At 70.5% G+C, this 26,007-nt stretch carries 23 protein-coding genes; 11 read left to right on the top strand and 12 right to left on the bottom strand.

The genetic code is table 11. The features are described from left to right. The first annotated feature begins 3 nt into the window (after positions 1-3). Positions 4-2,991 carry a glycoside hydrolase family 3 C-terminal domain-containing protein gene (locus tag ACQPXG_RS31730; RefSeq protein ID WP_433462809.1) on the top strand — a complete coding sequence of 996 codons (2,988 nt, stop codon included), beginning with the start codon at positions 4-6 and terminating at the stop codon, positions 2,989-2,991. Positions 2,992-3,050: 59 nt separating this feature from the next. Continuing rightward, positions 3,051-5,873, top strand: a complete 2,823-nt coding sequence (locus tag ACQPXG_RS31725; RefSeq protein WP_433462808.1) for a beta-galactosidase — start codon at positions 3,051-3,053, stop codon at positions 5,871-5,873. A gap of 30 nt (positions 5,874-5,903) precedes the next feature. Here the strand turns inward: ACQPXG_RS31725 and ACQPXG_RS31720 are convergent, their stop codons facing one another. After that, the gene (locus tag ACQPXG_RS31720) at positions 5,904-6,845 is read right to left on the bottom strand and encodes a helix-turn-helix transcriptional regulator (protein WP_433462807.1); all 942 of its coding nucleotides are present in this window, start codon (positions 6,843-6,845) and stop codon (positions 5,904-5,906) included. Between ACQPXG_RS31720 and ACQPXG_RS31715 the strand changes: the two genes are divergently transcribed. From ACQPXG_RS31715 to ACQPXG_RS31705, 3 genes are all read left to right on the top strand, one after another. Continuing rightward, a complete protein-coding gene (locus ACQPXG_RS31715; RefSeq protein ID WP_433462806.1) occupies positions 6,844-7,572 on the top strand; it encodes an SDR family NAD(P)-dependent oxidoreductase in 729 nt (242 codons plus the stop codon). The two genes, ACQPXG_RS31720 and ACQPXG_RS31715, sit on opposite strands and share 2 nt — an antisense overlap. A gap of 238 nt (positions 7,573-7,810) precedes the next feature. Continuing rightward, positions 7,811-8,203 carry an SSI family serine proteinase inhibitor gene (locus tag ACQPXG_RS31710; RefSeq protein ID WP_433462805.1) on the top strand — a complete coding sequence of 131 codons (393 nt, stop codon included), beginning with the start codon at positions 7,811-7,813 and terminating at the stop codon, positions 8,201-8,203. 71 nt (positions 8,204-8,274) lie between these two features. Then, positions 8,275-8,598, top strand: coding sequence for a hypothetical protein (locus ACQPXG_RS31705; protein ID WP_433462804.1), 324 nt, complete (start codon positions 8,275-8,277; stop codon positions 8,596-8,598). Between the two features lie 46 nt (positions 8,599-8,644). Here the strand turns inward: ACQPXG_RS31705 and ACQPXG_RS31700 are convergent, their stop codons facing one another. Next, the gene (locus tag ACQPXG_RS31700; protein ID WP_433462803.1) at positions 8,645-9,127 is read right to left on the bottom strand and encodes a nucleoside deaminase; all 483 of its coding nucleotides are present in this window, start codon (positions 9,125-9,127) and stop codon (positions 8,645-8,647) included. A gap of 49 nt (positions 9,128-9,176) precedes the next feature. Here ACQPXG_RS31700 and ACQPXG_RS31695 point away from each other — a divergent pair, with 49 nt between their 5' ends. Next, positions 9,177-9,959, top strand: coding sequence for an SAM-dependent methyltransferase (locus tag ACQPXG_RS31695; protein WP_433462802.1), 783 nt, complete (start codon positions 9,177-9,179; stop codon positions 9,957-9,959). Between the two features lie 18 nt (positions 9,960-9,977). Here the strand turns inward: ACQPXG_RS31695 and ACQPXG_RS31690 are convergent, their stop codons facing one another. The 10 genes from ACQPXG_RS31690 to ACQPXG_RS31645 form a co-directional block, all read right to left on the bottom strand. Next, positions 9,978-10,988 (bottom strand): LacI family DNA-binding transcriptional regulator, encoded by a 1,011-nt coding sequence (locus tag ACQPXG_RS31690; RefSeq protein WP_433462801.1) that lies wholly within the window; start codon positions 10,986-10,988, stop codon positions 9,978-9,980. A 32-nt stretch (positions 10,989-11,020) separates the two neighbouring features. After that, positions 11,021-12,445, bottom strand: a complete 1,425-nt coding sequence (locus ACQPXG_RS31685) for a GH1 family beta-glucosidase (RefSeq protein WP_433462800.1) — start codon at positions 12,443-12,445, stop codon at positions 11,021-11,023. Then, a complete protein-coding gene (locus tag ACQPXG_RS31680) occupies positions 12,442-13,338 on the bottom strand; it encodes a carbohydrate ABC transporter permease (RefSeq protein ID WP_433462799.1) in 897 nt (298 codons plus the stop codon). Before ACQPXG_RS31680 ends, ACQPXG_RS31685 begins: the two co-directional genes overlap by 4 nt. Further along, positions 13,335-14,321, bottom strand: a complete 987-nt coding sequence (locus ACQPXG_RS31675; RefSeq protein ID WP_433462798.1) for a carbohydrate ABC transporter permease — start codon at positions 14,319-14,321, stop codon at positions 13,335-13,337. The genes ACQPXG_RS31680 and ACQPXG_RS31675 overlap by 4 nt, the downstream gene beginning before the upstream one ends. Positions 14,322-14,429: 108 nt before the next feature. Then, a complete protein-coding gene (locus ACQPXG_RS31670) occupies positions 14,430-15,725 on the bottom strand; it encodes an ABC transporter substrate-binding protein (RefSeq protein ID WP_433462797.1) in 1,296 nt (431 codons plus the stop codon). Positions 15,726-15,902: 177 nt separating this feature from the next. Then, positions 15,903-16,949 carry a LacI family DNA-binding transcriptional regulator gene (locus ACQPXG_RS31665; RefSeq protein WP_433462796.1) on the bottom strand — a complete coding sequence of 349 codons (1,047 nt, stop codon included), beginning with the start codon at positions 16,947-16,949 and terminating at the stop codon, positions 15,903-15,905. 5 nt (positions 16,950-16,954) lie between these two features. Then, a complete protein-coding gene (locus ACQPXG_RS31660; protein WP_433462795.1) occupies positions 16,955-18,595 on the bottom strand; it encodes a glycoside hydrolase family 13 protein in 1,641 nt (546 codons plus the stop codon). 28 nt (positions 18,596-18,623) lie between these two features. After that, complete coding sequence (locus ACQPXG_RS31655) at positions 18,624-19,448, bottom strand: carbohydrate ABC transporter permease (protein ID WP_433462794.1); 825 nt, start codon at positions 19,446-19,448, stop codon at positions 18,624-18,626. Continuing rightward, positions 19,445-20,461 (bottom strand): carbohydrate ABC transporter permease, encoded by a 1,017-nt coding sequence (locus tag ACQPXG_RS31650; protein ID WP_433462793.1) that lies wholly within the window; start codon positions 20,459-20,461, stop codon positions 19,445-19,447. The genes ACQPXG_RS31655 and ACQPXG_RS31650 overlap by 4 nt, the downstream gene beginning before the upstream one ends. Positions 20,462-20,466: 5 nt before the next feature. Continuing rightward, positions 20,467-21,783: an ABC transporter substrate-binding protein gene (locus ACQPXG_RS31645; RefSeq protein ID WP_433462792.1), complete on the bottom strand. Its 1,317-nt coding sequence runs from the start codon at positions 21,781-21,783 to the stop codon at positions 20,467-20,469. Positions 21,784-21,992: 209 nt separating this feature from the next. On the opposite strand from ACQPXG_RS31645, the gene ACQPXG_RS31640 reads away from it, so the two are divergent. The 5 genes from ACQPXG_RS31640 (at position 21,993) to ACQPXG_RS31620 (ending at position 25,994) form a co-directional block, all read left to right on the top strand. After that, the gene (locus ACQPXG_RS31640; RefSeq protein ID WP_433462791.1) at positions 21,993-22,694 is read left to right on the top strand and encodes a nucleotidyltransferase domain-containing protein; all 702 of its coding nucleotides are present in this window, start codon (positions 21,993-21,995) and stop codon (positions 22,692-22,694) included. After that, positions 22,691-23,437, top strand: a complete 747-nt coding sequence (locus ACQPXG_RS31635; RefSeq protein ID WP_433462790.1) for a nucleotidyltransferase domain-containing protein — start codon at positions 22,691-22,693, stop codon at positions 23,435-23,437. The genes ACQPXG_RS31640 and ACQPXG_RS31635 overlap by 4 nt, the downstream gene beginning before the upstream one ends. Positions 23,438-23,549: 112 nt before the next feature. Continuing rightward, on the top strand, positions 23,550-24,212 hold the full coding sequence (locus ACQPXG_RS31630) for a GTP cyclohydrolase II (RefSeq protein ID WP_433462789.1): 663 nt from the start codon (positions 23,550-23,552) through the stop codon (positions 24,210-24,212). Positions 24,213-24,223: 11 nt separating this feature from the next. Next, positions 24,224-25,066: a CDP-alcohol phosphatidyltransferase family protein gene (locus ACQPXG_RS31625; protein ID WP_433462788.1), complete on the top strand. Its 843-nt coding sequence runs from the start codon at positions 24,224-24,226 to the stop codon at positions 25,064-25,066. Further along, a complete protein-coding gene (locus ACQPXG_RS31620) occupies positions 25,023-25,994 on the top strand; it encodes a zinc-dependent alcohol dehydrogenase (protein WP_433462787.1) in 972 nt (323 codons plus the stop codon). The genes ACQPXG_RS31625 and ACQPXG_RS31620 overlap by 44 nt, the downstream gene beginning before the upstream one ends. Positions 25,995-26,007 lie beyond the last annotated feature (13 nt).

Here is a 26,007-nt window from a genome sequence, read left to right as displayed (position 1 = left end):
TCGATGTCCAGACCCCATCGAAACCCCCGTTCCCCCGGCCGGCGCAGCCGGTCGCTGACCCTCGTCCTGGCCGCCGCGCTGGCGGCCCCCCTCGCGTGGGCGGCGCCCGCCGCCGCCCGCGACACCTACCCGTTCCGCGACCCGCGCCTCTCGGTGGACGCGCGGGTGGACGACCTGCTCGGACGGCTCACGCTGGACGAGAAGGTCTCGCTGCTCCACCAGTACCAGCCGGCGATCCCGCGGCTCGGCATCGGCCGGTTCAAGACCGGCACCGAGGCGCTGCACGGTGTCGCGTGGTCCACCGACGTCCACAACAACGGCGCGGTCGTGACCGCCAAGGGCACGGTGTTCCCGCAGTCGGTCGGGCTCGGCGCGACCTGGGACCCGGCGCTGGTGAAGAAGATCGGCTCGGCCGTCGGCGACGAGGCCCGCGGCTACAACAGCGAGAACCCGGACGTCTGGGGCCTGCAGTTGTGGGCGCCCGTCGTCAACCTGCTCCGCGACCCCCGCTGGGGCCGCAACGAGGAGGGCTACTCCGAGGACCCGGTGCTCACCGGGCTGCTCGCCACCGCCTACGGCCGCGGCATCGAGGGCGACGACCCCGCTCACCTCAGGGCGGCGCCCGTCCTCAAGCACTACATGGCCAACAACAACGAGATCCGCCGCGACCAGACGTCCTCCAGCCTGCGGCCCCGGGTGAAGAAGGAGTTCGACGAGGTCCCGTTCAAGATCCCGCTGACGAACGACGCCGCGACCGGGATCATGACGTCCTACAACCTGGTCAACGGGCGTCCCGCGACGGTCACCCCCGACGCCGGCGGCCTGGTCCGCTCCTGGAGCGACCGGACGCTCTTCAACGTCACCGACGCGGGCGCCCCCAACGGCCTGGTCAACTCCCAGAAGTACTACCCGGACCTGCCCACCGCCGACGCGGCCGTCGTCAAGGCGGGCGTGGACAGTTTCACGACCGACGACACCAACTCGTCCATCACGGTCAACGCGGTCAAGGAGGCGTTGTCGCGCGGGCTGCTCGCCGAGTCCGATGTCGACCGCGCGGTCGGGCACATCCTGAGCATCCGGGTGCGGCTCGGCGAGTTCGACCCGGGCGGCGGCCCCTACGGCAAGATCACCAAGGACGTGGTGGACAGCCCCGCCCATCGTGCCCTCGCCCGCAAGGCCGCGGCCGAGCAGATGGTGCTGCTGAAGAACCAGGGCGGCGCGCTGCCGCTCTCGTCCGGGAAGGTCGCGGTCGTCGGACCGCTCTCGAACACTCTCTACACCGACTGGTACTCGGGCTCGCTGCCGTACAAGGTCACGCCGCTGGACGGCATCAGGAAGCGGGCCGGTTCGGTGGCGTCCAGCGAGGGCGTCGACCGGATCGCGCTCAAGGACGTCAAGACCGGCAAGTACATCGCGGGCGGGACGGGCTCCGGGGCGGTCCTGAAGACCGGCCCGACGTCGGCCACCGACGCAACGACCCAGTTCGACGTGTTCGACTGGGGCCAGGGAATCGTCACCCTGCGCAGCGCCGCCAACGGCAAGACCGTCGGCCGCTACAACTGGGGCGACACGTTCGCGAACGACCAGGACCAGCCGAACAACTGGTTCGTCCAGCAGATGTTCAAGCTGGAGAAGCAGGACAACGGCGACTACCTGCTTCGCTACGCCGGTTACGAGAAGGCCTATGACTGGGCCGACCCGGCGAAGACTTACGTGAAGACACAGGACGACGGGACGCTCGCCCTCACCACCAAGGATGGCGCGTCCACCTTCTCCAAGGACGTCATCAGCAGTGGCATCGACTCGGCGGTGAAGGCCGTGACCGGCGCCGGCGCCGCCGTCGTCGTGGTCGGCAGCATGCCTTTCATCAACGGCCGCGAGGACCACGACCGCACCACGATGGCGCTCGCCGAAGGGCAGTCGGAACTCATCAAGGCCGTCCGCAAGGCCAACCCGAACACGGTGGTCGTCGTGGAGAACAGCTACCCGACGACGCTGAACTGGGAGCAGGAGAACGTCCCGGCGATCCTGTGGACGACCCACGCCGGCGCCGAAACGGGCAACGCCCTGGCGTCCATCCTGTTCGGCGACGAAAGCCCCTCGGGCAAGCTTCCGCAAACCTGGTACCGCTCCGAGAGCGACCTGCCCGACATCCTTGAGTACGACATCATCAAGTCAAACAGGACGTACCAGTACTTCCAAGGAAAGCCGCTCTACCCGTTCGGCCACGGCCTTTCCTACACCACGTTCCGGTACGGCAAGCCGCGGCTCAGCAGCAATTCCGTGGGACGCAACGGAACGGTGACCGTCACGGTGCCGGTGACCAACACGGGCAAGAAGGTCGGGGACGAGGTCGTCCAGCTCTACACGCACCAGCAGAACTCCAAGGTGAAGCAGCCGGTGAAGAAGCTGCGCGCCTTCGACAAGGTCCACGTCGCCCCCGGTCGCACGGTGACGGCGAAGCTGACGTTGCGCGCGTCGGACCTCGCCATCTGGGACGTCACGCGCAACAAGTGGACGGTCGAGAAGGCGAAGCAGGACCTGCTGATCGGCTCCTCGTCCGCCGACATCCGGCAGCACACCACCCTCGATGTGCGTGGCGAGACGATCCCCGACCGCGACCTGTCGAAGACCACCCGCGCCGCCGACTTCGACGACCAGAACGGCATCCAGCTGGTCGACGAGACGAAGGTCAAGGGCGACGCGGTGGCCGGCGCCGCGAACTCCTGGCTGAAGTTCTCCGACGCCGACCTCGGCACCTCGGCCGGCAAGATCACCGCCCGGGTCGCGGGCACGTCCGCCACCACGATCCAGGTCCGTCTGGACGGCCCGAACGGTCCCGTGGCGGGGACTCTGAACGTCCCGGCCACCGGCGACGAGTACACCTACAAGGAGATCACAGCACAGCTCGGCAATGCCGCCGGAAACCATGATGTCTACCTGGTCTTCGGCGGCGCGACGCGCTTGAGCACCTTCTCCCTCACCCGATGAATTCCTCGGCCCGCCCCGGCCCGTCCGGGGCGGGCCGGCCGCTGCAAAGGACGCCTGCCATGCGTGCCAACAGCAAACCCGCCGCCATCGCCGCACTTCTCACCGCCGCCGCTCTCCTGTTCGCCCCTGCTCCCGCCCGTCCCGCACAGGCGGAGGCGCATCGGGTCGGCTACGACCGTTACTCGCTCACCGTGGACGGACAGCGCGTCCTGCTGTGGGCGGGCGAGTTCCATTACTTCCGGCTCCCGAGCCCGGCTCTCTGGCGGGACGTCCTGGAGAAGATCAGGGCCGCCGGATTCAACGGCGTGTCGCTGTACTTCGACTGGGCCTACCATTCACCGAACCCCGGAGAATACGACTTCAGCGGGGTACGGGACGTCGACCGTCTCCTCCGCATGACCGAAGACCTCGGCCTGTACGTCGTCGCGCGACCCGGCCCGTACATCAACGCCGAGACGACCGGCGGCGGTCTTCCCGCATGGCTGAAGACCGTTCCGGGCCGCGCCCGTTCCAGCGACCCGAACTACACCCGCGCCTACCGGGAATGGCTCGCCCACATCGACCCGATCATCGCCCGGCACCAGGTCACGCGCGGCGGATCGGTCATCGTCTACAACGCCGAGAACGAGTACGCCGCCAACACCGACCCCGCCTACATGGAGGACGTACAGCGCCAGGCCCGCGCCCACGGGATCGACGTCCCCATCACCCACAACCAGTGCTGTGACGCGTCCTGGACGCCCACGTGGGCGTCCGGCCAAGGCGCCGTACAGATTCCCGGGGTGGACGACTATCCGCAGGCGTTCGAATGCCGGGACCCCGACACGTGGGGAACCTGGGGTGAAGGCGTGACCGAACGCCTCAGCCCCGACGCTCCCGTCTACGCCGCCGAATACCAGGCCGGCGCCATCGACGCGAACCGCGCGGGCTACGAGAAGTGCCGCGAACTCACCGGCGCGAAGTACATGAAGGTCTACTACAAGTCGAACCTCGTCACCTCGGGCGCCACGATGTTCGGCTATTACATGGCCTTCGGCGGCACGAACTGGGGACGTCTCGCCCAGCCCAACGACGTCTACACGTCCTACGACTATGGCGCGCCCATCACCGAGAACCGGCAGCTCACCACCAAGTACGACGAGTTCAAGCGGCAAGGCCTCTTCGTCACCACCGTGGCGCCCCTGACGAAGACCGACCAGGTCGCGGCCCCGGCGTCCGACAACCCCGCCGTTCACACCGAAGCCCGTGCCAATCCCGACACCGGAACACAGTTCGTCCTCGTCCGGCACGCGGACCGGAAGACCGGCGACGACCAATCCGCGAACCTCACCTGGAACACACCGGACGGCACCTACAACCTCCCGGTAGGCCTGAAAGGCCGTGACGCGAAAATCCTGGTGGCCGGCTACGACATGGGCGGTCAGCGCCTGGCCGCGACGACCTCGGAACTTCTCACCCACACAACGGCCAACGACCGGGACGTCGCCGTCCTCTACGGCACCGAAGGCATCGCAGGGACAACCGTCCTCCGCTACAACTCGCGACCCGACGTCAAGGTCCTGAGCGGCTCGGTGAAGTCCACCTACTCCGACGGCAACCTGAAACTCGACTACGAACACCACGGCTTGGCGCGCGTCCAGATAACGGGCGGCGGCCGCAAGCCCCTCCTGCTCCTCATCGGCACGGACGAAGAGGCCGCCAAGTTCTGGCGTTCAGGCGACACTCTCGTCCGAGGCACCGACCTTGTCCGCTCCGCGGAAATGAGGAACGGCACCGCTGTGATACGCGCCGACCTGGCCAAGCCGGGCGACATCGAGGTCTTCACCTCCGCCCGGCGCCTGACCCTCAACGGCAAGGACACTTACGCCCGTACAACCCGCAGCGGCACGCTCCTGGCCCACGCCAAGGGACCGCGCCCCGTCGAACTCCCGGCCCTGGAGAACTGGCGCGGAAAGCAAGGCGCACCGGAAACGGCTCCGGACTTCGACGACTCCTCCTGGAAGATCGCCGACCACACCACCACGGTCAGCCCCATCAAGCCGAAGAATCCACCCGTCCTCTACGCCGACGACTACGGCTTCCACCACGGCCATGTCTGGTACCGCGGCCACTTCACCGCGACCGGCTCCGAGCGAAACGTCGACCTGAACGCCATCACCGGCAAGCACGGCATCTACCAGGTCTGGCTGAACGGCCGCTACCTGGGATCGGCGGCCGGTGGAGAGCAGAAGGACGCCGACGCCCCCATCAACGACAATCCGGGACCCGGCAGCTTCGAAATACCTGCCGGCCTCCTCCACGAGGGCCAGAAAGCGGTTCTCTCCGTCCTGGTCGAGAACATGGGCCACAACGACGACTGGACCGCCGACGACTACCGGCAGAAGCAACCGCGCGGCCTCGTCAACGCCGAATTCACGACGAACCCGGTGACCTGGCGAATCCAAGGCACCCGTACGAACGACCCGGTCCGGGGCCCGTTGAACACAGGCGGCCTCTATGGCGAGCGGGAAGGCTGGCACCTGCCGTCCGCGCCCACCCGGACCTGGCCGTCCATGTCCCCGGCCGACCCCGTAAAGCCAGGCGTCCACTGGTACACCACGAACGCCGACCTGGCCCTGCCGAAGGACCAGGACGTCCCGGTGACACTTCACTTCGACAACGGCAGCGGCCGCTACCGGGCCCTCATCTTCATCAACGGCTGGAACATGGGCGAATACGTGAACGGCGAAATCCAGCACGATTTCACCCTCCCCAACGGCATCTTGCAGGCCCGCGGCGGCAACACCATCACCCTCGCCGTGGTCGCAGAAGACCAGTCGAAACCAGGCGCCGTCTCCCTGAAGGCCGCCGCCAACGTACGAGGAGGCGTCCAAACCCGCTGAGTCAACGACCCCGGCCCTCCGGGGCCGGGGTCACCGGCCCGCGCTCACACCTCTCAGCGCCCGAAGCGCCTCGGACGTCGTGGACCCGGGCGCCGCCACGTAGAAGACGGTCCACTGGTCACGGGCCGGGTCGTGCAACGCCTCGCACTGGAGATCGAGCCACCCCGCCACCGGATGCCGGATCCGCTTACGCGCCGAACGCCGGACCTGGACATCCCCCTCGGCCCACAGCATCCGGAACTCGGGGCTCGTGGTCAGGAGCCGATCGACCAGCGAACGGACACCGGGATCGCGCGGGTAGCGGGCCGCCACCGCGCGCAGGTCGGCCACCGCCTCGCGGGCGAACCGCCCGGCGTCGCCGGGGTCGATGCGCTCACGCGACTGCGGCCGGGCGAAGAACCGCCAGACGACGTTGCGCTCGTCTTCCGGCACGGCGGAGAAGTCTCCGAGCAACGCGGTGGCCATCGGGTTCCACGCGAGGATGTCGTACTTGGCGTCGCAGACGAGCGCGGGCGTGTCGTCCAGCCGTTCCAGCAGATGCAGCAGGCTCGGCCGCACCTCGCGCACCGGCGTGGGCGGCGGTGCGGGCATCTCGCCCGCGAGGTGGTGCAGGTGGGACCGCTCGTCGTCGGTCAGCCGCAGCGCCCGCCCGAGCGCGGCGAGCATCTGCCTCGACGGCCGGGGCCCGCGGCCCTGTTCGAGCCGCACGTAGTAGTCCACCGACATGCCGGCGAGGTTCGCGACCTCCTGCCGCCGGAGGCCGGGCGTACGGCGGCGCCCCCGCTCCAGCCCGACGTCGGACGGCTGCACTCGCGCCCGCCAACGCCGCAGGAAGGCGGCCAGCTCCGCCCGGTCCCCGTGCTCCACCCCTCCAGTGTGGCCGCTCGTCCCCGCGGTCACCATGGGACTCCCGATACCAGCCTCGACGGTGCTCTCCCGGTTCCGCCGCCCGGCGGCCAGGGTGGCCCTCATGACAACGACCAGCAAGATCGTCCTCATCACCGGCGCCAACAAGGGCATCGGCCTCGCGACGGCCGGCGCGCTCGCGCGGGCGGGGCACACGGTGCTGCTCGGCGCCCGTGACCCGGACCGCGGGGCCGCAGCCGCCGCCGGTCTGTCGGAGCAGGGGCTGGACGCCCGGTTCGTCCGGCTGGACGTGACCGATGCCGCGACGATCACCGCCGCCGCCGGGTTGATCGACGCCGAGTACGGCCGCCTGGACGTGCTCGTCAACAACGCCGCGATCACCCGGGACAGGTCGCGGCCGCCGGGCGAACTGCCCGTCCCCGCTCTGCGCGAGGTCTACGAGACCAACGTGATCGGCGTCGTCGCCGTCACCAACGCCATGCTGCCGCTTCTCCGCAGGTCGCCGTCCGGGTACATCGGCAACGTCTCCAGCGGCCTCGGCACCTTCGCGTTCCTGAGCGGGCCGGACGAAGCGCTCGCCCAGTACGCCAACCTGCTCGGCTACAACTCCTCCAAGGCGGCCCTCAACGCGATCACGCTCATCTACGCCAACGCCCTGCGGGACTCCGGCATCAGGGTCAACGCGCTGTCGCCCGGCTTCTGCGCCACCGATCTCAACAACCACACGGGCGTCCTGAGCGCGGACGAGGGCGGAGCCCACATCGCCCGGCAGATCGCGCGGCCGGAAACCGGTGCCTTCCTCAACGAGAACGGCGGCGCCTACCCCTGGTGAGTCCAGGGCCCCGTATCCGCGATAGCACAGGACCGGGCCAATTTGTGTTCAAAGGGCATTGCACAAATGGGCAGACTTGATTTAAGTGTGAACCGATGGCCAGGTTGGGACGAGAATTGGCCTTGTTCGGGGGAGTTTGCGGCACCTAATGTCTGGATGCGGCGGGACGACCACCACAATTCGGGCGTCCTGCCGGCCAATGCCGCAGATCGCGGTGGGCGAATCCAGGGAGGAAGACATGCACATGTCGCGTGCCCGTTTCCGGTGGGCGGCCGTGCTGGCGGGAATGGCGGTCCTCGCGCCGGCGGTGCCGGCGTGGGCCGACGGACCGGCCGGCGACTATCTGCTCACGCTGGCGCCGCGGCACGGCCCCGCCAGTACGTGGCGCCTGTGGTGCGACCCGGACGGAGGGACGCTGGACGCGGCGTCCCAAGCCTGTGACCAGCTCGCGGCCGCCGACGGTGAGATAGCGCGCATCCCGGCGCGGCCGGGGCTGTGCACGCTGGAGTACGCGCCGGTGAGGGTCACCGCGGACGGCGCCTGGCACGGCCGGCCCCGGCATTTCGCGCGGACGTTCCCGAACCGGTGCGTCGCGGTGCGCGACACCGGCGGAATCCTTTTCGGCGAATAACCCACGGACCGCGGGCCGCCGGAATGGGGAGCGGGGTGCTGTCCGGCGGCCCGCATGAAAAGGAGGCGTCCATGCTCGCGACGACCGGGCCGGATGTGCTGGTCACCTACGAGCGTTCCGGCGGTTTCGCCGGAATTCACGAAAAGGTCACCGTGGATGTCACGGGAACGGCCCTCGTCAATGACGAGAAGGTCGTGCTCGACGACGCGCAGATGCGCGGCCTGCGGCGCGCGCTGGGCCGCGTCGTCACCACGGATTCCTCGCCCGACGGGTGCCAAGTGGCCGACCACTTCACCTACACGCTCACCTACCGGGGGCACGGCGCCACACGGTGCCGGCTGCCGTCCGACTGGCGGGCGGCCGTCGAGCGGCTGGAGGCGCTGACCAGGCGCTGAGCGCGAAGGCCGCCTGAGGGCGGCGGCTGCACACGCGCCGCCGCCCTCAGGCGCAGGCGCGGGTGTGCAGCTCGCGCATGGCGGCTTCGAGGGCGGCGACCGGGCCGTCCACCCGGAGGCCCGGGACGACCTCCTGGATCGGGATGGCGGTGACCGGCCCCGGCGGCACGCCCAGCTCGGTGCGCAGCGCCGTGAGCCACGCGGACGACATGACGTAGACGATGCGGCCGAGGCCGACCCAGCCGTGCGCGGCCGAGCACATCGGGCAGTGCTCGCCGGACGTGAACACGGTGGCGGCCTCCCGCTCGCCGGGGGTCATGTTGGCCGCCGCCCAGCGGGCGATCTCGAATTCGGGATGGCGGGTCTGGTCGCCGTCCGCGGTCCGGTTGCGGTCCTCGAACAGGACCTCGCCGGACGCCGACACGAGGACCGAGCCGAACGGCTCGTCGGCCGAATCGAGCGCCTCGGCGGCGAGCTCCACGCAACGGTTCAGGAAGACGAGCTCGTCGGCTGTCGGTTCGTAGGCCATTTCACAGCTCCTTGCCGCATGAAGTCGTAAATGATCTTAAACTGGGGGCATGAGCGACGAGATCGCACCGCCCGGCATCGATGTGGAAACCCCCAGTCCGGCGAGGATCTACGACGTCTTCCTCGGAGGCAAGGACAATTTCGCCGTCGACCGTGAGGCCGCGAAGGTCGCGACGGACGCGGGCCCCGACATCCCGAAGGCGGCGCGCGAGAACCGCGCCTATCTCGGACGGGCCGTCCGGTTCGCGATCGAGTCCGGCATCCGGCAGTTCGTCGACCTCGGCACCGGGCTGCCCACGCAGGGCAACGTGCACGAGGTCGCCCAGGCCCATGCGCCCGGCGCACGCGTGGTGTACGTCGACAACGACCCGATCGTCCTCGTGCACGCGCGGGCGCTGCTCGCGCCGTCCGAGACCACCGCCGTCATCCAGGCGGACATGCGGGAGCCCGAGAAGATCCTCGCCGACGGCAAGGTCCGCGATCTCATCGACTTCGACGAGCCGGTGGCCGTCCTGATGCTCGCGGTCCTGCACTTCGCCGAGGACGACCAGGTCCGGCACACGATCGGCACGTTCCGGGACGTGATGGCCCCCGGCAGCCTCCTGATCGTCTCGCACAGCACGACCGAGGGGCACCCGGACACGGGCCGGCAGGCCGTCGGCGCGTGGCGCAACGCGACCGCCCGGCTCCGCAGCCGGAACCGCGCGGAGGTCGCCGCCCTGCTCGACGGGTTCGAGCTGCTGGACCCCGGTGTCGTGTGGGTGCCGGAGTGGCGCCCCGAGGGCGCCGGTGAGGGGACCCGCTGGATGTACGCCGCCGTCGGACGGCGCTGACCCCCCACCGGCGCGGCCTCAGGCGGAGTCGCGCAGCACCAGGTGGGGACGCAGGATGACCACCGGGTCCGGCACCGTCTCGCCGCGGATCCGGGAGACCAGGAGCCGGGCCATCTCCAGGCCCATCTCTTCCGGTGACTGGTGCACGGTGCTGAGCGGCGGGTCGGCCAGCGGGGCGGCGGACGAGTCGTCGAAGCCGATCACCGCGACGTCGTCGGGGACGCGGCGGCCCCGCCGGTGCAGGACGCGCAGCGCCCCGAGCGCCATCGGGTCGTCGGCGGCGAACACCGCGTCCAGGGCCGGCTCGGCGGCCAGCAGCCGCTCGGCGGCGGTGATGCCGCTGGCCTCGCCGAAGTCGCCGAACTCGACGTACTCGGGCAGCCCCGCGGCGGCGAGCGCCTCCCGGTAGCCGGCCAGCCGGTCGATGCCCACCCCCATGTCCTGCGGGCCGGCGATGGTCGCGATGCGCCGCCGGCCGCCCGCGATGAGATGGCCGACGGCCTCGCGGGCGCCGCTGCGGTTGTCGACGTCGACGTAGCTGACCGGATGCAGGCCGGGCGGCCGGCCGCCGAGGACGGTCGGCACGCCGTTGGCCTCCAGCTTGGCGGGCAGCGGGTCCTCGGCGTGCAGCGAGGTGAGGAGCACCCCGTCCACGTGCTGGGTGGTGAGGTAGTCCTCCAGCCGCCCGTACTCGGCGGGGGAGCGGGCCAGGGCGAGCAGGAGCTGCAGCCCGGTGTCGCCGAGGCCGTTGCTGATCCCGCGGATGATCCCGGCGAAGTACGGCTCGCCGAACAGCCGCTGGTCCGACTCGGCGACGACCAGCGCCACCGTGTCGGTGCGGCGGGTGACGAGCGTGCGGGCCGCGCGGTTCGGCACGTACCCGAGCTCGTCGATCGCCTTCAGCACCGCCTCGCGCGCCTGCGGGCTGACCCGCGGCGAGCCGTTGACCACCCGGGACACCGTGCCGCGGCCCACCCCGGCCCGCGCCGCGACCTCCTCCAGGGTCGGGCGCGTGCTCCTGCCCGTCATCTGGCCCCCTTCGTCCGTACCGTCGCCCCGGGTCAGCCCCGCTCGGGCAGCCCGCCCCGCCGGATCACCCCGGCGTACCACCGTGCGCTGTCCTTGGGCACCCGGCGCTGCGTGGCGTAATCGACGTGGACCAGCCCGAAACGCTTGGAGTAGCCCCAAGCCCACTCGAAATTATCCAGCAACGACCAGGTGAAATAGCCTTGCAGTGGCACGCCGTCGGAGATGGCGTCGTGGCAGGCCCGCAGGTGCGCGTCGAGGTAGGCGATGCGCCCCGCGTCTTGGACCGTGCCATTTCCGTCCGGCGTCTCGTCGTAGCCCGCGCCGTTCTCGGTGATGTACAGCGGGACGGACGGGTACTCGCGGTGGAGCCGGGTGAGCACCTCGTGCAGTCCGCGCTCGTCGATCTCCCAGCCCATCCCGGTGACCGGGCGCCCGGCCGGGACGAACCGGACGTGGTCGCTCCCGACCCAGGGGGAGTGCGTCGAGAACGGCGACGACGCGGTCTGCGACGCCTCGCCGGGCGTGCCGGCGACGGTGTGCCGCGAGTAGTAGTTGATGCCCAGCTGGTCGATCGGCTGGTGGATCACGGCCAGGTCCGCGTCCGGGGGCCGGAACCCGTAGCGGGAGGTGTCGGCGAGGACGTCCTCCGGATAGCGGCCCAGCAGGAGCGGATCGAGGAACAGCCGGTTCTGCAGCCCGTCGATGCGGCGCGCCGCGTCCACGTCGGCGGGGGCGTCCGTCGCCGGCGACACCGCGTAGAGGTTGACCGCCGCCCCGAAACGGTTGTCCGGGTGGCGGGCGCGCATCGCCTCCACGGCGAGGCCGTGGGCGAGCAGGAGATGGTGCGTGGCCTGCAGCGACGCGGACGGGTCGAGGCGCCCGGGCGCGTGCTCCCCGGACGCGTAGCCGAGGAACGCCGCGCACCACGGCTCGTTCACGGTCGTCCAGTGCCTGACCCGGTCGCCGAGCGCGGCGTGCACGTGGGTCGCGTACTCGGCGAACCGGTGCGCGGTCTCCCGCTCGGGCCATCCGCCCTTGTCCTCCAGCGACTGCGGAAGGTCCCAGTGGTAGAGCGTCGGCCAGGGCTCGATGCCCGCCTCCAGCAGCGCGTCCACCAGCCGCCGGTAGAAGTCGAGGCCCTCCTCGTTGAAGGCCCCCGCGCCGGCCGGCTGCACCCGCGACCAGGACACCGAGAACCGGTACGCGGTCAGCCCGAGGTCGGCCATGAGCGCCACGTCCTCGGGGAACCGGTGGTAGTGGTCGACCGCGACGTCCCCGGTGTCGCCGCCGAGGACCTTGCCCGGAGTGCGGCAGAACGTGTCCCAGATGGAGGGCCCGCGGCCGCCCTCGGCGGCGGCGCCCTCGATCTGGTAGGACGCGGTGGCGGCCCCCCAGCGGAACCCGGTCGGGAACGGTGCGGCCGGAGCCGCGCTGGTGTCGTCCTGTAGGGAGGTCACGCCTTCACTGCACCTTCCATGATCCCGCCGATGATCTGGCGGCCGAAAATGATGAACACGACGAGGAGCGGCAGGATGGCCACGCTGGTCCCGGCGAACATGAGCGTGTAGTCCTTGAAGTACGCGTTCGCCAGGTTGTTGATGGACAGCTGCACCGTCGGGTTGTCGGGATTGAGCACCGCGAGCGGCCACATGAACTCGTTCCAGGTCTGCATGAACGTGAACAGGCCGAGGACGCCCGCGGCGGGACGCAGCGCGGGGAGCACGACGCGCCAGTAGATGCCGAACGTGGTGCAGCCGTCCACCCGGGCCGCCTCGATCAGCTCGTCCGGGACGGCCTGGTCGGCGTACTGCCGCATCATGAACACGCCGAAACCGGTGACGAGGAACGGGACGATGACGGCCTGCAGATGGTTCTGCCAGCCCAGCTTCACCATGATCATGTAGAGCGGGATGATGCCCATCTGCACCGGGATCATCATGGTCGCGATGATGGTGAGCAGCAGCCCGTTCTTGCCGCGGAACCGCAGCTTGGCGAACGCGAAGCCGGCGAGCGAGGCGAAGAACACGGTGGAGACCGTCACCGCGGCGGAGGCGATCGCGGAGTTCAGCAGGCCCTTGGCGAAGTAGGCCTCCGGGTTGTCGAACAGCCGGCCGACGTTGTCGGAGCCCTGCCCGCCCGGGAGCAGCGGCGGCGGGACGTCGGCGACCACGCTGTTGGTGCGGGTCGCCACGATGATCATCCAGTAGATCGGGAAGACCGACAGCGCCAGCGCGACGATCAGCGTGAGATAGGTCAGCGGGCTGGCGTTCCACAGGCCGCGATAGCGGCCGGAATGCGCGGCGTGCTTGGCGTCGGAGCGCCGGCCGGGGCCGGCGAGGAGCGTGGTCACTTGGTGCCTCCCGTGCGCCGCACGGCCAGGAAGTTGATCAGGGAGAACACGATGATCATCACGAACAGCGCCCAGGCGACGGTGGCGCCGTAGCCGTATCGGTCATGGCCGAACGCGTTGTCGTACATGTACATCGTGATCGTCTGGAACTGGTGCGCCGGGCCGCCGTCCATCTTGTTCGGCGTCCCGACGCTGAACAGCACGGGCTCGGTGAACAGCTGCAGCCCGCCGATCGTCGAGATGATCACCGTGAAGATGATCGTGGGCCGCAGCATCGGCACGGTGATCTGCCAGAACTGCCGGATCCGGGACGCGCCGTCGATCGCGGCGGCCTCGTAGAGGTCCTTCGGGATCGCCTGCATGGCGGCCAGGTAGATCAGCGCGTTGTAGCCGGTCCAGCGCCAGTCGACCATCATCGCGATGGCGGCCCAGGACCAGCCGCGGCTGCTCGACCACTGGATCGGGTCGATGCCGACCAGCCCGATCGCCCAGTTGATCATGCCCCAGTCCTTGTCGAACATCTGGGTGAACACGATCGCGACGGCGGCGGTCGAGGTGACCAGCGGGGCGACCATCCCGATCCGGAACAGCGTCGGCATCCGCATCCGCCGGTTCAGGGCGTTGGCGATCAGCAGCGCGAGCAGCAGCTGCGGGACGGTCGAGAAGGCGAAGATCCCGAGGGTGTTGACCGTGGCGTGCCAGAAGTCGGCGTCGGTCAGCAGGTAGTCGTAGTTGTCGAGCCCGACGAACTTGCGCGTCCCGGACGCGAGCTCCCAGTCGTGCAGGGAGACCCAGAGCGTGTAGACGAGCGGGAACGCGCCGAAGACCAGGAAGACGAGGTAGAACGGCGAGATGAAGGCGTAGGGCGCGCCCTTCACGTCGAGCCGGGCCAGCCGGGCCCGCCAGGTGCGGGACGGCCCCGGGCGGTCCCGCGCCGGCGAGGGCGGCGGGCCGTTCCGGCTGGGGCGCAGATCGGTGGTCACGTCGTGCGCCTCCTTTCCGAGGACGGGACGGAGCGGGAGATGGGAACGGCGGCGGCGCCGGCGGGGAGGTAGCGCGGCGCCGCCGCCGTGGTCACGGGCCGTCCGGGGTTACCGGGCGGCCTTCTTGGCCTCGTCGACCGACTTCGTCCAGGCGTCGCCCGGCTTCTGCTTGCCCTGGCCCACGGAGATCAGGATGTTCTCCACCGCGGCCCGCACGTCCTCGTTCTTCGGCCCGAGGTAGACCGGCTTCACCCCGGCAGCCAGCTGGCCGAAGATCTGGCCGACCGGCGCGTCGTTGAAGTACGCGCTCTTCGCGCCGGCGACCGCCGGGTCCTGCGCGGCCTGCGGCGAGGACGGGAAGACGTTCGCGGCCTTGTACGCGCCGACCTGCCCCTCCGGGGAGGTCAGGAACTTGGCCAGCTCGGCGGCGGCCTTCGCGTGCTTGGTCTGCTTGGGCACGGCCAGCCACGAGCCGCCCCAGTAGCCGGCACCGCCCGGAGTGGTCGCCACGTCCCACTTGCCCTTGCCGAAGTCGCCGGAGAATTCCTCGATGCCCCCGAGCATCCAGGACGGGCACGGCAGAGTGGCGAAGGTGTTGCGCTTGAGGGCGGTCTGCCACGGCGGCGTGAAGATCGACATGTCGGCGGTGAGCTTGTTCTCCGCGAACTTCAGCGACGTGTCGAACGCCTGCTTGACGGCCGGGTTGGTGTCGTAGGCGAGGTTGTCGCTCTTGTCGAAGAAGCTGTAGCCGGGCCCGTTGCCGGCGTTCTGCAGGACGGTGGCGCGGAAGACGGCGGTGGGGCCGTCCAGCCACTTGCTGTCGGGCACCTTCTGCTGGAACTTCTGCCCGGTCGACAGGAACTCGTCCCATGTGGGCCAGAGCTTGCCGACCTCGTCGCGCTCGGTGGGCAGGCCCGCCTTCTTGAACAGGTCCTTGCGGTAGCACATGGCGAGGGGGCCGATGTCGGTGCCGAGACCGATCAGCTGCTTGCCGTCCGGGGTGACGCCCATCTGCCACTTCCACGGCAGGAAGTTCTTCTCCAGCGACTTGCCGCCGTAGTCGAAGAGGTTGAGGAACTTGGCCTTCTGCTGCATGTAGAGCGGCAGGATGCCCTCCTCCAGCATGACGACGTCGCCCGCGCCGCTGCCGGTGGCCATCCACTGCTGGATGCGCGGCTTGTACTCGTCCAGGGTGGAGACCTTGCGCTGCTTGATCTTCACGTTGGGGTGCGACTGCTCGTACTGCTTGTAGAGCGCGTCGTAGCCCGGCTCGCCGAACACGTCGACGGTGAGCTCGACCGGCCCGCTGTCGGAGCCGTCCTTCTCGTTGTCGTCCCCGCCGCAGGCGACGCCAAGGCCGCCGACGAGCACGGCCGCCAGGGCCGTACTCAGTCCGCGCCGCATGATGGCCCTCATCGCGGACCCCTCTCAGGTTGTGTCTTCCGGGTGGTGTGGGAGCGCTCCCACGAAGGAAAGACCGTGACCCGGCTCACTGTCAATGCGCCGAAACAGAACCGTTACAACAACCTGGCCCCGGCACGAGGCCGGTCAGTCCCCGTCCGACACCCGGTCAGCGCCGGGTCAGCCGTCCTTGACGGGGGACAGCCGGGCCGCCGCGGGAGCCGGCGCCGTGGACCGCCGGACGACGAGTTCCGGCCGGTAGAGCAGCTCGGTGCGGGGTGCGCGGGCGCCGCGGATCTCGTCCAGGACGGTGCTCACCGCGGCCATGGACATCTCCCGCACCGACTGCCTGATGGTGGTGAGCGGAGGGTCGAGGTAGGCGGTGAGGAGCGAGTCGTCCATGCCGGTGACCGACACGTCCCCGGGCACCCGGAGGCCGCGCGCCCGCGCGGCCCGGATCGCGCCGAGCGCCATGATGTCGTTGCCGCCGCAGATCGCCGTGCAGCCCGCGTCGAGCAGCTTCGCCGCCGCGGCCTGCCCGCCCTCGACCGTGTACATGGTGTTGACGATCAGCTCGTCCACCTCGTCCGGGGCGAGGTCGGTATGCGCGGCCATCCCGCGCCGGAACCCCTCGGTCTTGCGCCGCGTCGGCACGTACACGTCCTGGCCGATCGCCAGCCCGATCCGGCGGTGGCCCATTGCGGCCAGATGCGCGACGATCGCCTCCAGCGACGCCACGTCGTCGTTGGAGATGTACGGCGCGTCGATGTCCGGCCGGTAGCCGTTGACCAGGACGATCGGGAGCGCCTGCTCCAGCAGCCGCGCGTAGCGGGCCCGGTCGGAGTTGGCGTTGGCGTGCAGGCCGTTGACGAAGATGATCCCGGCGACGCCGCGTTCCAGCAGCATCTCGATGTAGTCGTCCTCGGCCACGCCGCCCGGCGCCTGCGAGCACAGCACCGCCATGTACCCGTGCCGGGCCAGCGCGCTCTCGATGACCTCGGCGAACGCCGGGAAGATCGGGTTGGTCAGCTCGGGGATGATCAGCCCGATCAGCCCGGCCCGCTGCTGGCGCAGCCGGGCCGGGCGCTCGTAGCCGAGCACGTCCAGGGCGGTCAGCACCGCCTGGCGGGTGCTCGGGGACACGCCCGGCTTGCCGTTGAGCACACGGCTCACGGTCGCCTCGCTCACCCCGGCATGTGCCGCGATATCCGCCAGGCGCGTCGTCATGGGTTTCAAGCTATCTCCTCGGCGTCCCACCACAGTGCGGTGTCCGGGGGCAGGTGCACGTGCTCGCCGTCCACGTCGAGCGGCCCGCTCGCCAGGAGCGGGCTCCCGTGCACGCGGACGCGCACGGTGCGGTCGCCCATGTTGATCGCGCAGGCGAGCCGCCGGTCCCCGTCGCCGGCCTCCCGGACGAAGACCAGTGTGCCGGGCGGGCCGGTGAGCCACCGCAGGTCGCCGTCGCCCAGCGCCGGGTGCTCGCGGCGGATGCGCAGCGCCTCGTGGTACAGGGCGAGCATGGAGCCGGGGTCGTCGCGCTGCGCCGCCACGGTCAGGTCACGCCACGCGGTGGGGATCGGGAGCCACGAGGCGGCTCCCGCACCGAAGCCGAACGGGGGCTCCTCGCCCTCCCACGGCAGCGGGACGCGGCAGCCGTCGCGGCCCGCGCCCTCGCCGCGCAGCCGCTGCGGGTCCTGCTGGAACTCCTCCGGCAGGTCGAGCACCTCCGGCAGGCCCAGCTCCTCGCCCTGGTAGACGTAGGAGGAGCCGGGCAGCGCGAGCGTCAGCAGCGCCGCCGCGCGGGCGCGCCGCAACCCCCGCTCACCGCCGCCGTACCGGGTGACGTGCCGTTTCACGTCGTGGTTGGACAGCACCCAGGTCGCTGGCGCGCCGACCGCCTCGGCGGTGCGCAGCGACTCCTCGATCACCTCCCGCATCCCGGGCGCCTCCCAGGGCGCGGTCAGGTAGTGGAAGTTGAACGCCTGGTGCAGCTCGTCCGGGCGGGTGTAGGCGGCGAGGCGCTCCGGCGTGGGCGCCCACGCCTCGGCGACGGCGATCCGCTCCCCGTCGTAGGAGTCGAGCAGGCGCCGCCACTCGCGGTGGATGCCGTGGACGGCGTCCTGGTCGAAATACGGCAGGACGGCCGTGCCGAGCATCTCCACCTGGTCCGCGTGGCCGACGTCCGGGAGCCCGGGCGCCTTGGCCATGCCGTGCGCGACGTCCACGCGGAAGCCGTCCACGCCGAGGTCGAGCCAGAACTTCAGGACGTCCGCGAACTCGGCGTGGACCTCGGGGTTCTCCCAGTTCAGGTCGGGCTGCTCGGGCGCGAACAGGTGCAGGTACCACTGGCCGTCCGGCAGCCGCGTCCAGGCGGGGCCGCCGAACACCGACTCCCAGTCGTTCGGCGGCTGCGCGCCGTCCGGTCCCCGCCCGTCCCGGAAGATGTAGCGGGCGCGTTCGGGGGAGCCGGGAGGTGCGGCGAGCGCGGCCCGGAACCAGGCGTGCCGGTCGGACGTGTGGTTCGGCACGATGTCCGCGATGATCCGCAGGCCGTGCGCGTGCGCGTCGGCGATCAGGTCGCGGGCGTCGGCGAGCGTGCCGAACAGCGGGTCGACGTCGCGGTAGTCCGCCACGTCGTAGCCGAAGTCGGCCATCGGGGAGACGTAGAACGGGGTCAGCCACAGCGCGTCCACGCCGAGGCCGGCCAGGTAGGGCAGCCGCGACCGGATGCCCGGCAGGTCGCCGACGCCGTCCCCGTCGGAGTCGGCGAAGCTGCGCACGTACACCTGGTAGATGACGGCGTCGCGCCACCATCGGGTGTCCTCCGCGGCGAGGTCGCCGGCCGCGGGGGCGAGCAGGGTGTCCTGGGTCATGAACATCCTTCGGATCGGGAGCGGGAAATCACTTCACGCCGCCGGCGGTCAGCCCGGCGACGATCCGGCGCTGGAAGACCAGCACCACGGCGATGAGCGGGACGGTCACGACCACCCCGGCCGCCATCTGGGTGCCGAACGGCTGGTCGAACCCGGAGACGCCGGCGAACTTGGAGATCGCGACCGTGGCGGTCTGCATCTCCTTCTTGTTGACCATGGACAGCGCGATGAGGAACTCGTTCCACGCGGCGATGAAGGTCAGGATGGCCGTCGTGAACACCCCGGGCGCCGCCAGCGGGACGATGATCTTGCGGAACGCCTGGCCGCGGGTGCAGCCGTCCACCATCGCCGCCTGCTCCAGCTCGAACGGCAGCTGCCGGAAGAACGCGGTGAGCAGCCACACCGACAGCGGCAGCGCGAACCCGAGGCTGGGCAGCACCATCGCCTGGTAGGTGTTGATCCATTTGATATCGGTGAAAAGTTTCAGCAAAGGAACGAGCTGCGAGATTCCCGGGAACATCGTGGTCGCGACGATGAGCCCGAGCACCGCGTTCTTGAACCGGAAGTCCAGCCTGGCCAGCGCGTACGCGGTGAACGTGCCGATCAGCAGCGTCAGCACGGTGGTGCTGCCCGCCACGATCAAGCTGTTCAGCAGGGCGCGGCCGAACCCGTTGCCGCTGGAGAACACCGCGGAGAAGTTCTCCCACGACCACCGGGACGGGACGATCGAGTTGTCGAACTGGTCCTGCGGTCGGCGGAACGCCGAGATCGCCATCCAGTAGAACGGCGCCAGGCAGTACACGGCCACCGCCGCGAACCCGAGGTAGGAGAGAAGACGCTTGGCCCCGGTCATTGCGCGACCCTCCTCTTGCCCCGTACCGGCCGGCTCTTGCGTTCGCGTTTCGTGTGCCGGCGGGCATCGCCGATGATGTCGGCGCCGAGCAGCTTCACGAACAGGTAGGCGATCAGCGCGATGTACAGGAACAGCACGGTCGCGTACGCCGCCGCCGACCCGTACCGCAGGTTGGACGCCTCGAACCAGGCGATCATCGTGAGCGTCTCCACGGACTTCTGGTTGACGCCGATCAGCACGGCGGGCAGGTCGAACATCCGCAGCACGTCCAGCATCCGGAACAGCACGGCGACCAGCAGCGCGGGTTTGACCAGCGGCAGCGTGATCCGCCAGAACTGCTGGACGGCCCCGGCGCCGTCCACCCGGGCCGCCTCGTAGACGTCCCGGGGGATCATCTGCAGGCCGGCGAGGACGAGCAGCCCGATGAACGGGGACGTCTTCCACACCTCGGCGATGACGACGGCCATCTTGGCGGGGAACCCGTCGGCGGTCCACAGGATCTCCTGGCGCAGCACCGCGTTGGCGGCGCCGTCCGCCTGGAAGATCCACCGCCACAGGAGGCCGGAGATCGCGGTCGGGATCGCCCACGGGACGAGGATGCTCGCGCGCACGATCGCCCGCCCGCGGAACGCCTGATGCATGATCAGCGCCATCGCGACGCCGATCAGCGTCTCCAGCACGACGGTGGTGAGCGTGAAGAACGTGGTGTTGGAGAAGGCGTTCCAGAACGCGTCGGCGCGGTCGCCCTGGAAGATCGCCGTGTAGTTGCCGAGACCGACGAACCTGTCGCCCTCCACGACGAACCCTTCGGCGTCCAGGCCCTCGCCCCGCGCGTACAGCGATTCGCGGAATCCGGCGAGGACCGGGTAGCCGATGACCAGCGCGAGCACGAGCAGCGTGGGGGACAGCAGCAGCGCCGCGAGCCGCCGCGTCCCCTGCACGTCGCCCCTGCGTCCGCGGGGCGCGCCCGCCGCGGCGGTGCCCGCGGCGGACGCGCTCTCGGTGGTGGTCATGCCGCTCACTGCGCGGTCAGCGGCTGGAGCTTGGACTGCAGGTCCGTCAGGGCCTGGTCGACGGGCTTCTTGCCGGTCACCGCGTCGTACATCTCGCCCTGGACGGCGGCGGTCACGTCGCCGTACTTCACCGTCACCGGACGCGGCCTGGCGTTCGCGATGGCCTGCTTGAGGACGGGCAGGTACGGGAACTTCTTCACCATCTCCGGGTCGTCGTAGAGAGCGGCGACGGTCGGCGCCTTCGAGGTCGCGAGCAGGTTGGCGCGCTGTGACTGCTCACCGGTCAGATACCGGATGAAGTCGAGCGAGGTGGCCTTGTTCTTGGCGAACGCGGAGATCGCGAGGTTGTGGCCGCCGAGGTTGGCGACGCCCGGGCCCGCCGGGCCGGGCAGCGGCGCGACCGCGAACTTGCCCGCGACCTTCGACGAGCCGTCATCGGAGTTCGCGAGGGCGTACTGGTACGGCCACTGCCGCTGGAAGAGCAGCCTGCCGGACTGGAAGTGGCGGCGCCCGCCCTCGGTGTCGAGGGTGACGGCCTCCTTCGGCATGTGGTCCTTCTTGGCGCCCACGAGGAACTCGACGCCCCGCTTCGCCTGCGGCGTGTTCAGCGTGGGCTTGCCGTCGGCGCCCACGATCGAGCCGCCGGCGCTCTCGATCGCCTCGACCGCGCTGATCGTCATGCTCTCGGTCTTGTTGACCTCGGTGAAGTAGCAGTCGGCGTCCTTGGCCTCAGGCAGCTTCTTGACCTTCTCGCAGGCGGCCCACATCTCGTCGTAGGTCTTCGGCGGATCGGAGATGCCGGCCTTCTCCAGCAGGTCCTTGCGGTAGTACAGCATCCCGGCGTCGGACGTGGACGGCACCGCGTACAGCTTGCCGCGGTACTGCCCGGTGGTGATCGTCGCGGGCAGCATCTTGGCGAGGTCGACCTGGTTCTTGGGAAGCTCGGTCAGCCACCGGTTCGCGGCGAACTCCGCGGTCCACACCACATCGAGGCTCAGCACCGAGTAGGCGTCCGACTTCGTCGTGGCGTTCTGGATCATCTGCTGGCGCTGGTCGTTCGGCTCGTCCGGCAGTTCGATGACGCGGACCTGCTCCTTAGGGTGCTCGGCGTTCCAGCCGTCGACCTGCTTCTGCTGGTAGCCCGAGCGGTCCTTGCCGGTCACGAAGGTGATCGGCCCGCGGCCCTGCAGGCTCGCCGCGCTCGTGCCGCCCTTCGAGCCGCCGTCGTCATCGCCGCCGCAGGCGGAGAGCGAGAGCGCGAGGGCGGCGCACACGACGCCTCCGGCCAGAGGGGCGCGGCCGATCGGGGGGATGCGCCGCATGGTGTCCTCCTTCGCGGGACGCCGCCTCGCCGGGCCGTCGTCCCGCAGGTGAGAAGTGGGGGTGGCTGGACCGGGACGCTAGCAAGGTGTTTCAGTCTCGTAAACCTCTTGCAGAAACTTTCAGCAAGTCCGTGGCCGATCTGTAACCCCCTTGCAGAGGCCGGCCAAAACGGTCGACACGCCCGCGCACCCTGCGCCAGGCTTCCTCCGTGACGGAACCCGGCCATGACCCCGCGCTCGACCTCGTCCGCGACCACACGATCCTGTCCGTGGTGACAGGGTCGCGAGCATACGGGCTCGCCACAGGCGAAAGTGACGTCGACCGGCGCGGCGTCTACGCAGCCCCTGCGCCCCTGTTCTGGGGTTTCACCAAGCCGCCGACCCATCTGGACGGCCCGCTCCCCGAGCAGTTCTCGTGGGAGCTCGAACGCTTCTGCGAGCTGGCGCTGGGCGCGAACCCGACCGTCCTGGAGTGCCTGTGGTCGCCGCTGGTCGAGCGGGTCACGCCGGTGGGCAAGGAGTTGCTGGCCGCCCGGTCCGCCTTCCTCTCCCGGCACGCGCACCGCACCTTCCTCCGCTATGCCGAGGCCCAGTTCCGCAAGCTGGAAGGTGACTTGCGCAACGGCGGTGTTCCGCGCTGGAAGCACGTCATGCACATGCTTCGGCTGCTGGAGAGCGGCGTGCACCTCGTCCGGAACGGCGAGCCGCGCGTGGACGTCGGTGACCTGCGCGACCGCCTCCTCGCCGTCCGCCGCGGAGAGGTCGGCTGGGACGAGATCGGCGCGTGGCGCGCCTCCCTCACCGCCGACCTCGACGAGGCCCTGGAGCGTAGCCCGCTGCCGCCCGAACCCGACCGCGCCACGATCGAGGAACTGCTGATCTCCGTCCGACGCAGGAGCGTGACCTGGTGAACCTGCCCGAAGGCATGATCGACCGCTTCGCCGCCGACCACCCCTACCCGCGCGCGTTCGTCACCGTCAGCGGCGCGCACCTGTACGGCTTCCCGTCCAAGGACTCCGACGTCGACCTGCGCGGCGTCCACCTGCTGCCGCTGGAGGAGATCGTCGGCCTGGAGACGGGGGAGGAGACCGTCACGCTCATGTGGGACCACGCGGGCGTGGAGGCCGACGCCGTCACCCATGACCTGGCCAAGTTCTGCACGCTGCTCCTGCGCCGCAACGGGTACGTCCTGGAGCAGGTCATGTCGCCGCTTGTGGTGGCGACCTCCCCGGTGCACGCCGAGCTGAAGGCCCTCGTCCCAGGACTGATCACCTTCAACCACGCGCACCACTACCTGGGATTCGCGCGGTCCCAGTGGAAGCTGTTCGAGCGGTCCGGCGAGCTGAAACCGCTGCTCTACACGTTCCGGGTGCTGCTGACGGGCATCCACCTGATGCGGACGGGCGAGGTCGAGGCCGACCTGACACGGCTCACCGGCGACGGGCCGTCCTACCTTCCCGAGCTGATCGAGGCGAAGCGGGCCGCCGAGCACGGCGCGCTGCCGGAGGACGCGCCCGGCAGGTCCCGCCTCCAGGACGACGTGGCCTCGCTCACCGCCCGGCTGGAGGAGGAACGCGACGGCGGCGACCTCCCCGAATCCCCTTCGAACCGTCGCGCCCTCCACGACTTGGTGGTTCGGTCCCGCCTAGGGTGAACCCTGAGGCGCCTCCCCTGCGTGCCACCGGTTATACGGACCGTTTCAGGACGCAACCACCCGGTGCGGTCGCCACGTACCAAGGGTGATTCGTAGCCGAGAAAGGGGAGCGATGCACGACCAGGGCATCGACCAGAAGGACATCGCGGAGGCGGACCTCAGGACCCGGCGGGGCGTGTTCCGCGCCGTCGCGTTCCGGGACCCGGTCGACGGGCACGAGCACATGGCGCTGGTGCGGGGCGACGTGCGGGGGCGCGAGGGCGTGCTCGTCCGGATGCACTCCGAATGCATGACGGGCGACATCTTCGGCGCGACGCGCTGCGAGTGCGGGGACCAGCTCGGCGCCGGCCTGGACGCGATCGTCCGCGAGGGCGCCGGCGTCCTGGTCTACCTGCGCGGCCACGAGGGACGCGGGATCGGCCTCGTGGCGAAGGTCCGGACCCACATCCTGCAGGACGACCAGGGCCTGGACACCGTCGACTCCGCCACGGCCATCGGGCTGCCGGTGGACGTCCGCGACTACGGCCCGGCCGCCCGCATCCTGCGCCACCTCGGCGTCGGCTCGGTGCGGCTGATGTCGAACAATCCGGTCAAGCTCCGCGCACTGGAGTCCTACGGGATCACCGTCGCGGCGCGTGTGCCGCTGCTCGTCCCGGTCAGCGACGACAACGTCCGCTACCTCACCGCCAAGCGCGACCGGCTCGGTCACGACCTGCCCCAGCTCGACGTCCCGGCCGTGCCTCTCGACGACGCCCAGGTCAGCGAGGTCCGCTGATGACGAGGCCGATGACGATGACACGGCCGGTGACCCGGCCGCTGACGGAGCCGGTGGCCGGGCCGGCGGTGCCGCCGGCGCCGGTGCGGCTGCCGGGTGCGCCGCGCCGTCCCCGGCTGACCCGGGGGCCGGAGCTGGCCGCCGCGGTCATGGCGCAGGTCGCGCTGCTGGCGCTGCTCCGCCCCGGCCATGCGGGCTTGGCCGTGGGCGCCGGATACGCGCTGGCGTCGTGGGCGGTCCTGGCCAGGGCGTTCCGGCGGCGCCGGACGCTCGGCCCGGCCGACCATGTGACGCTGGTCCGCGTCGTCCTCACCGGGGGTGTCGCGGCCCTGGTCGCGGGGCATCTGACGGGTGTCGGGCACACCTGGCTGCTCGTCGCGGTCGCATCCGTGGCGCTGGTCCTGGACGGGGTGGACGGGCAGGTCGCCCGGCGCACCGGGACGGCGTCCGAACTCGGCGCGCGCTTCGACATGGAGGTCGACGCCTTCCTCGTCCTCGTGCTGAGCGTCGAGGTCGCGTGGTCGGCGGGCGCGTGGGTGCTGGCGATCGGGGCGATGCGGTACGTGTTCGGCGCGGCGGCCTGGGCGGCGCCGTGGCTGCGCGGGCGGCTGCGGCCGAGCGTCGCGCGCAAGGCCGTCGCGGTCGTGCAGGGCGTGACGCTGGTCGTGGCGGCGTCCGGTGTCGTCCCGTACACGGGCGTGCTGGTGGCGGCGGCGCTGGGGCTGCTGGTGTGGTCGTTCGGACGCGACGTCGTGTGGCTGTTCACGCGGCGCCACGCCGATCATCGGGGGGCTCGGGGGAGGAGCACGGATGGAGCGCGAGGCGCGCGCCTTCTGGATCCGGTCGCCCGGTAAGGGAGAGATCCGCGATGTCGTCCTGCCGGAGCCGGGACCCGGGGAGGTGCTGGTCCGGACGGTGTTCTCGGGCGTGAGCCGCGGCACCGAGGCGATCGTGTTCCGCGGCGGCGTCCCGCCGAACCAGCACGCGATCATGCGGGCGCCGTTCCAGGACGGGGCGTTCCCGGGGCCGGTCAAGTACGGGTACCTGAACGTCGGCGTGGTGGAGCACGGGCCGTCCGAGCTCGCCGGGCGCACGGTGTTCTGCCTCTACCCGCACCAGACGCGGTACGTCGTCCCGGCCGGCGCGGTCAGCGTCGTCCCGGACGGGGTGCCGCCGGAGCGGGCGATCCTCGCCGGGACGGTGGAGACCGCCGTGAACGCGCTGTGGGACGCGGCGCCGCTGGTCGGCGACCGCATCGCCGTGGTCGGCGCCGGAATGGTCGGCAGCGCGGTCGCGGGCGTCCTCGCGGGCTTCCCCGGGAGCCGCGTCCAGCTGATCGACACCGACCCGTCCCGGGCCGATGTCGCGCGGGCGCTCGGCGTCGGGTTCGCCCACCCCGACCAGGCCGAGGGGGGCTGCGACCTCGTGGTCCACGCGAGCGCGACGGAGGCCGGGCTGGCGCGGTCGCTGGAACTGCTCGCACCCGAAGGGGAGGTCATCGAGCTGAGCTGGTATGGGGACCGGCGCGTCACCGTCCCGCTCGGCGAGTTCTTCCATTCGCGGCGGCTGACCGTCCGGGCCAGCCAGGTCGGCGCGGTCCCGCCGGCCCGCCGCTCGCGCCGGTCGTTCGCCGACCGGGTGGCGCTGGCGCTGCGGCTGCTCGCCGACCCGGCGTTCGGCGCCCTGATCACGGGGGAGAGCCCGTTCGGGGAGCTGCCGCAGGTCATGCCGCGTCTCGCCGCCGGTGAACTTTCCGCGCTGTGCCACCGAATCACCTACTGAAACCCCGACTGGA

This window comes from Spirillospora sp. CA-128828 (assembly GCF_050945415.1).
Lineage (GTDB): Bacteria > Actinomycetota > Actinomycetes > Streptosporangiales > Streptosporangiaceae > Spirillospora.
The sequence above is the reverse complement of the archived record's forward strand: the minus strand, read 5'-3'. Positions and strand labels throughout refer to the sequence as shown.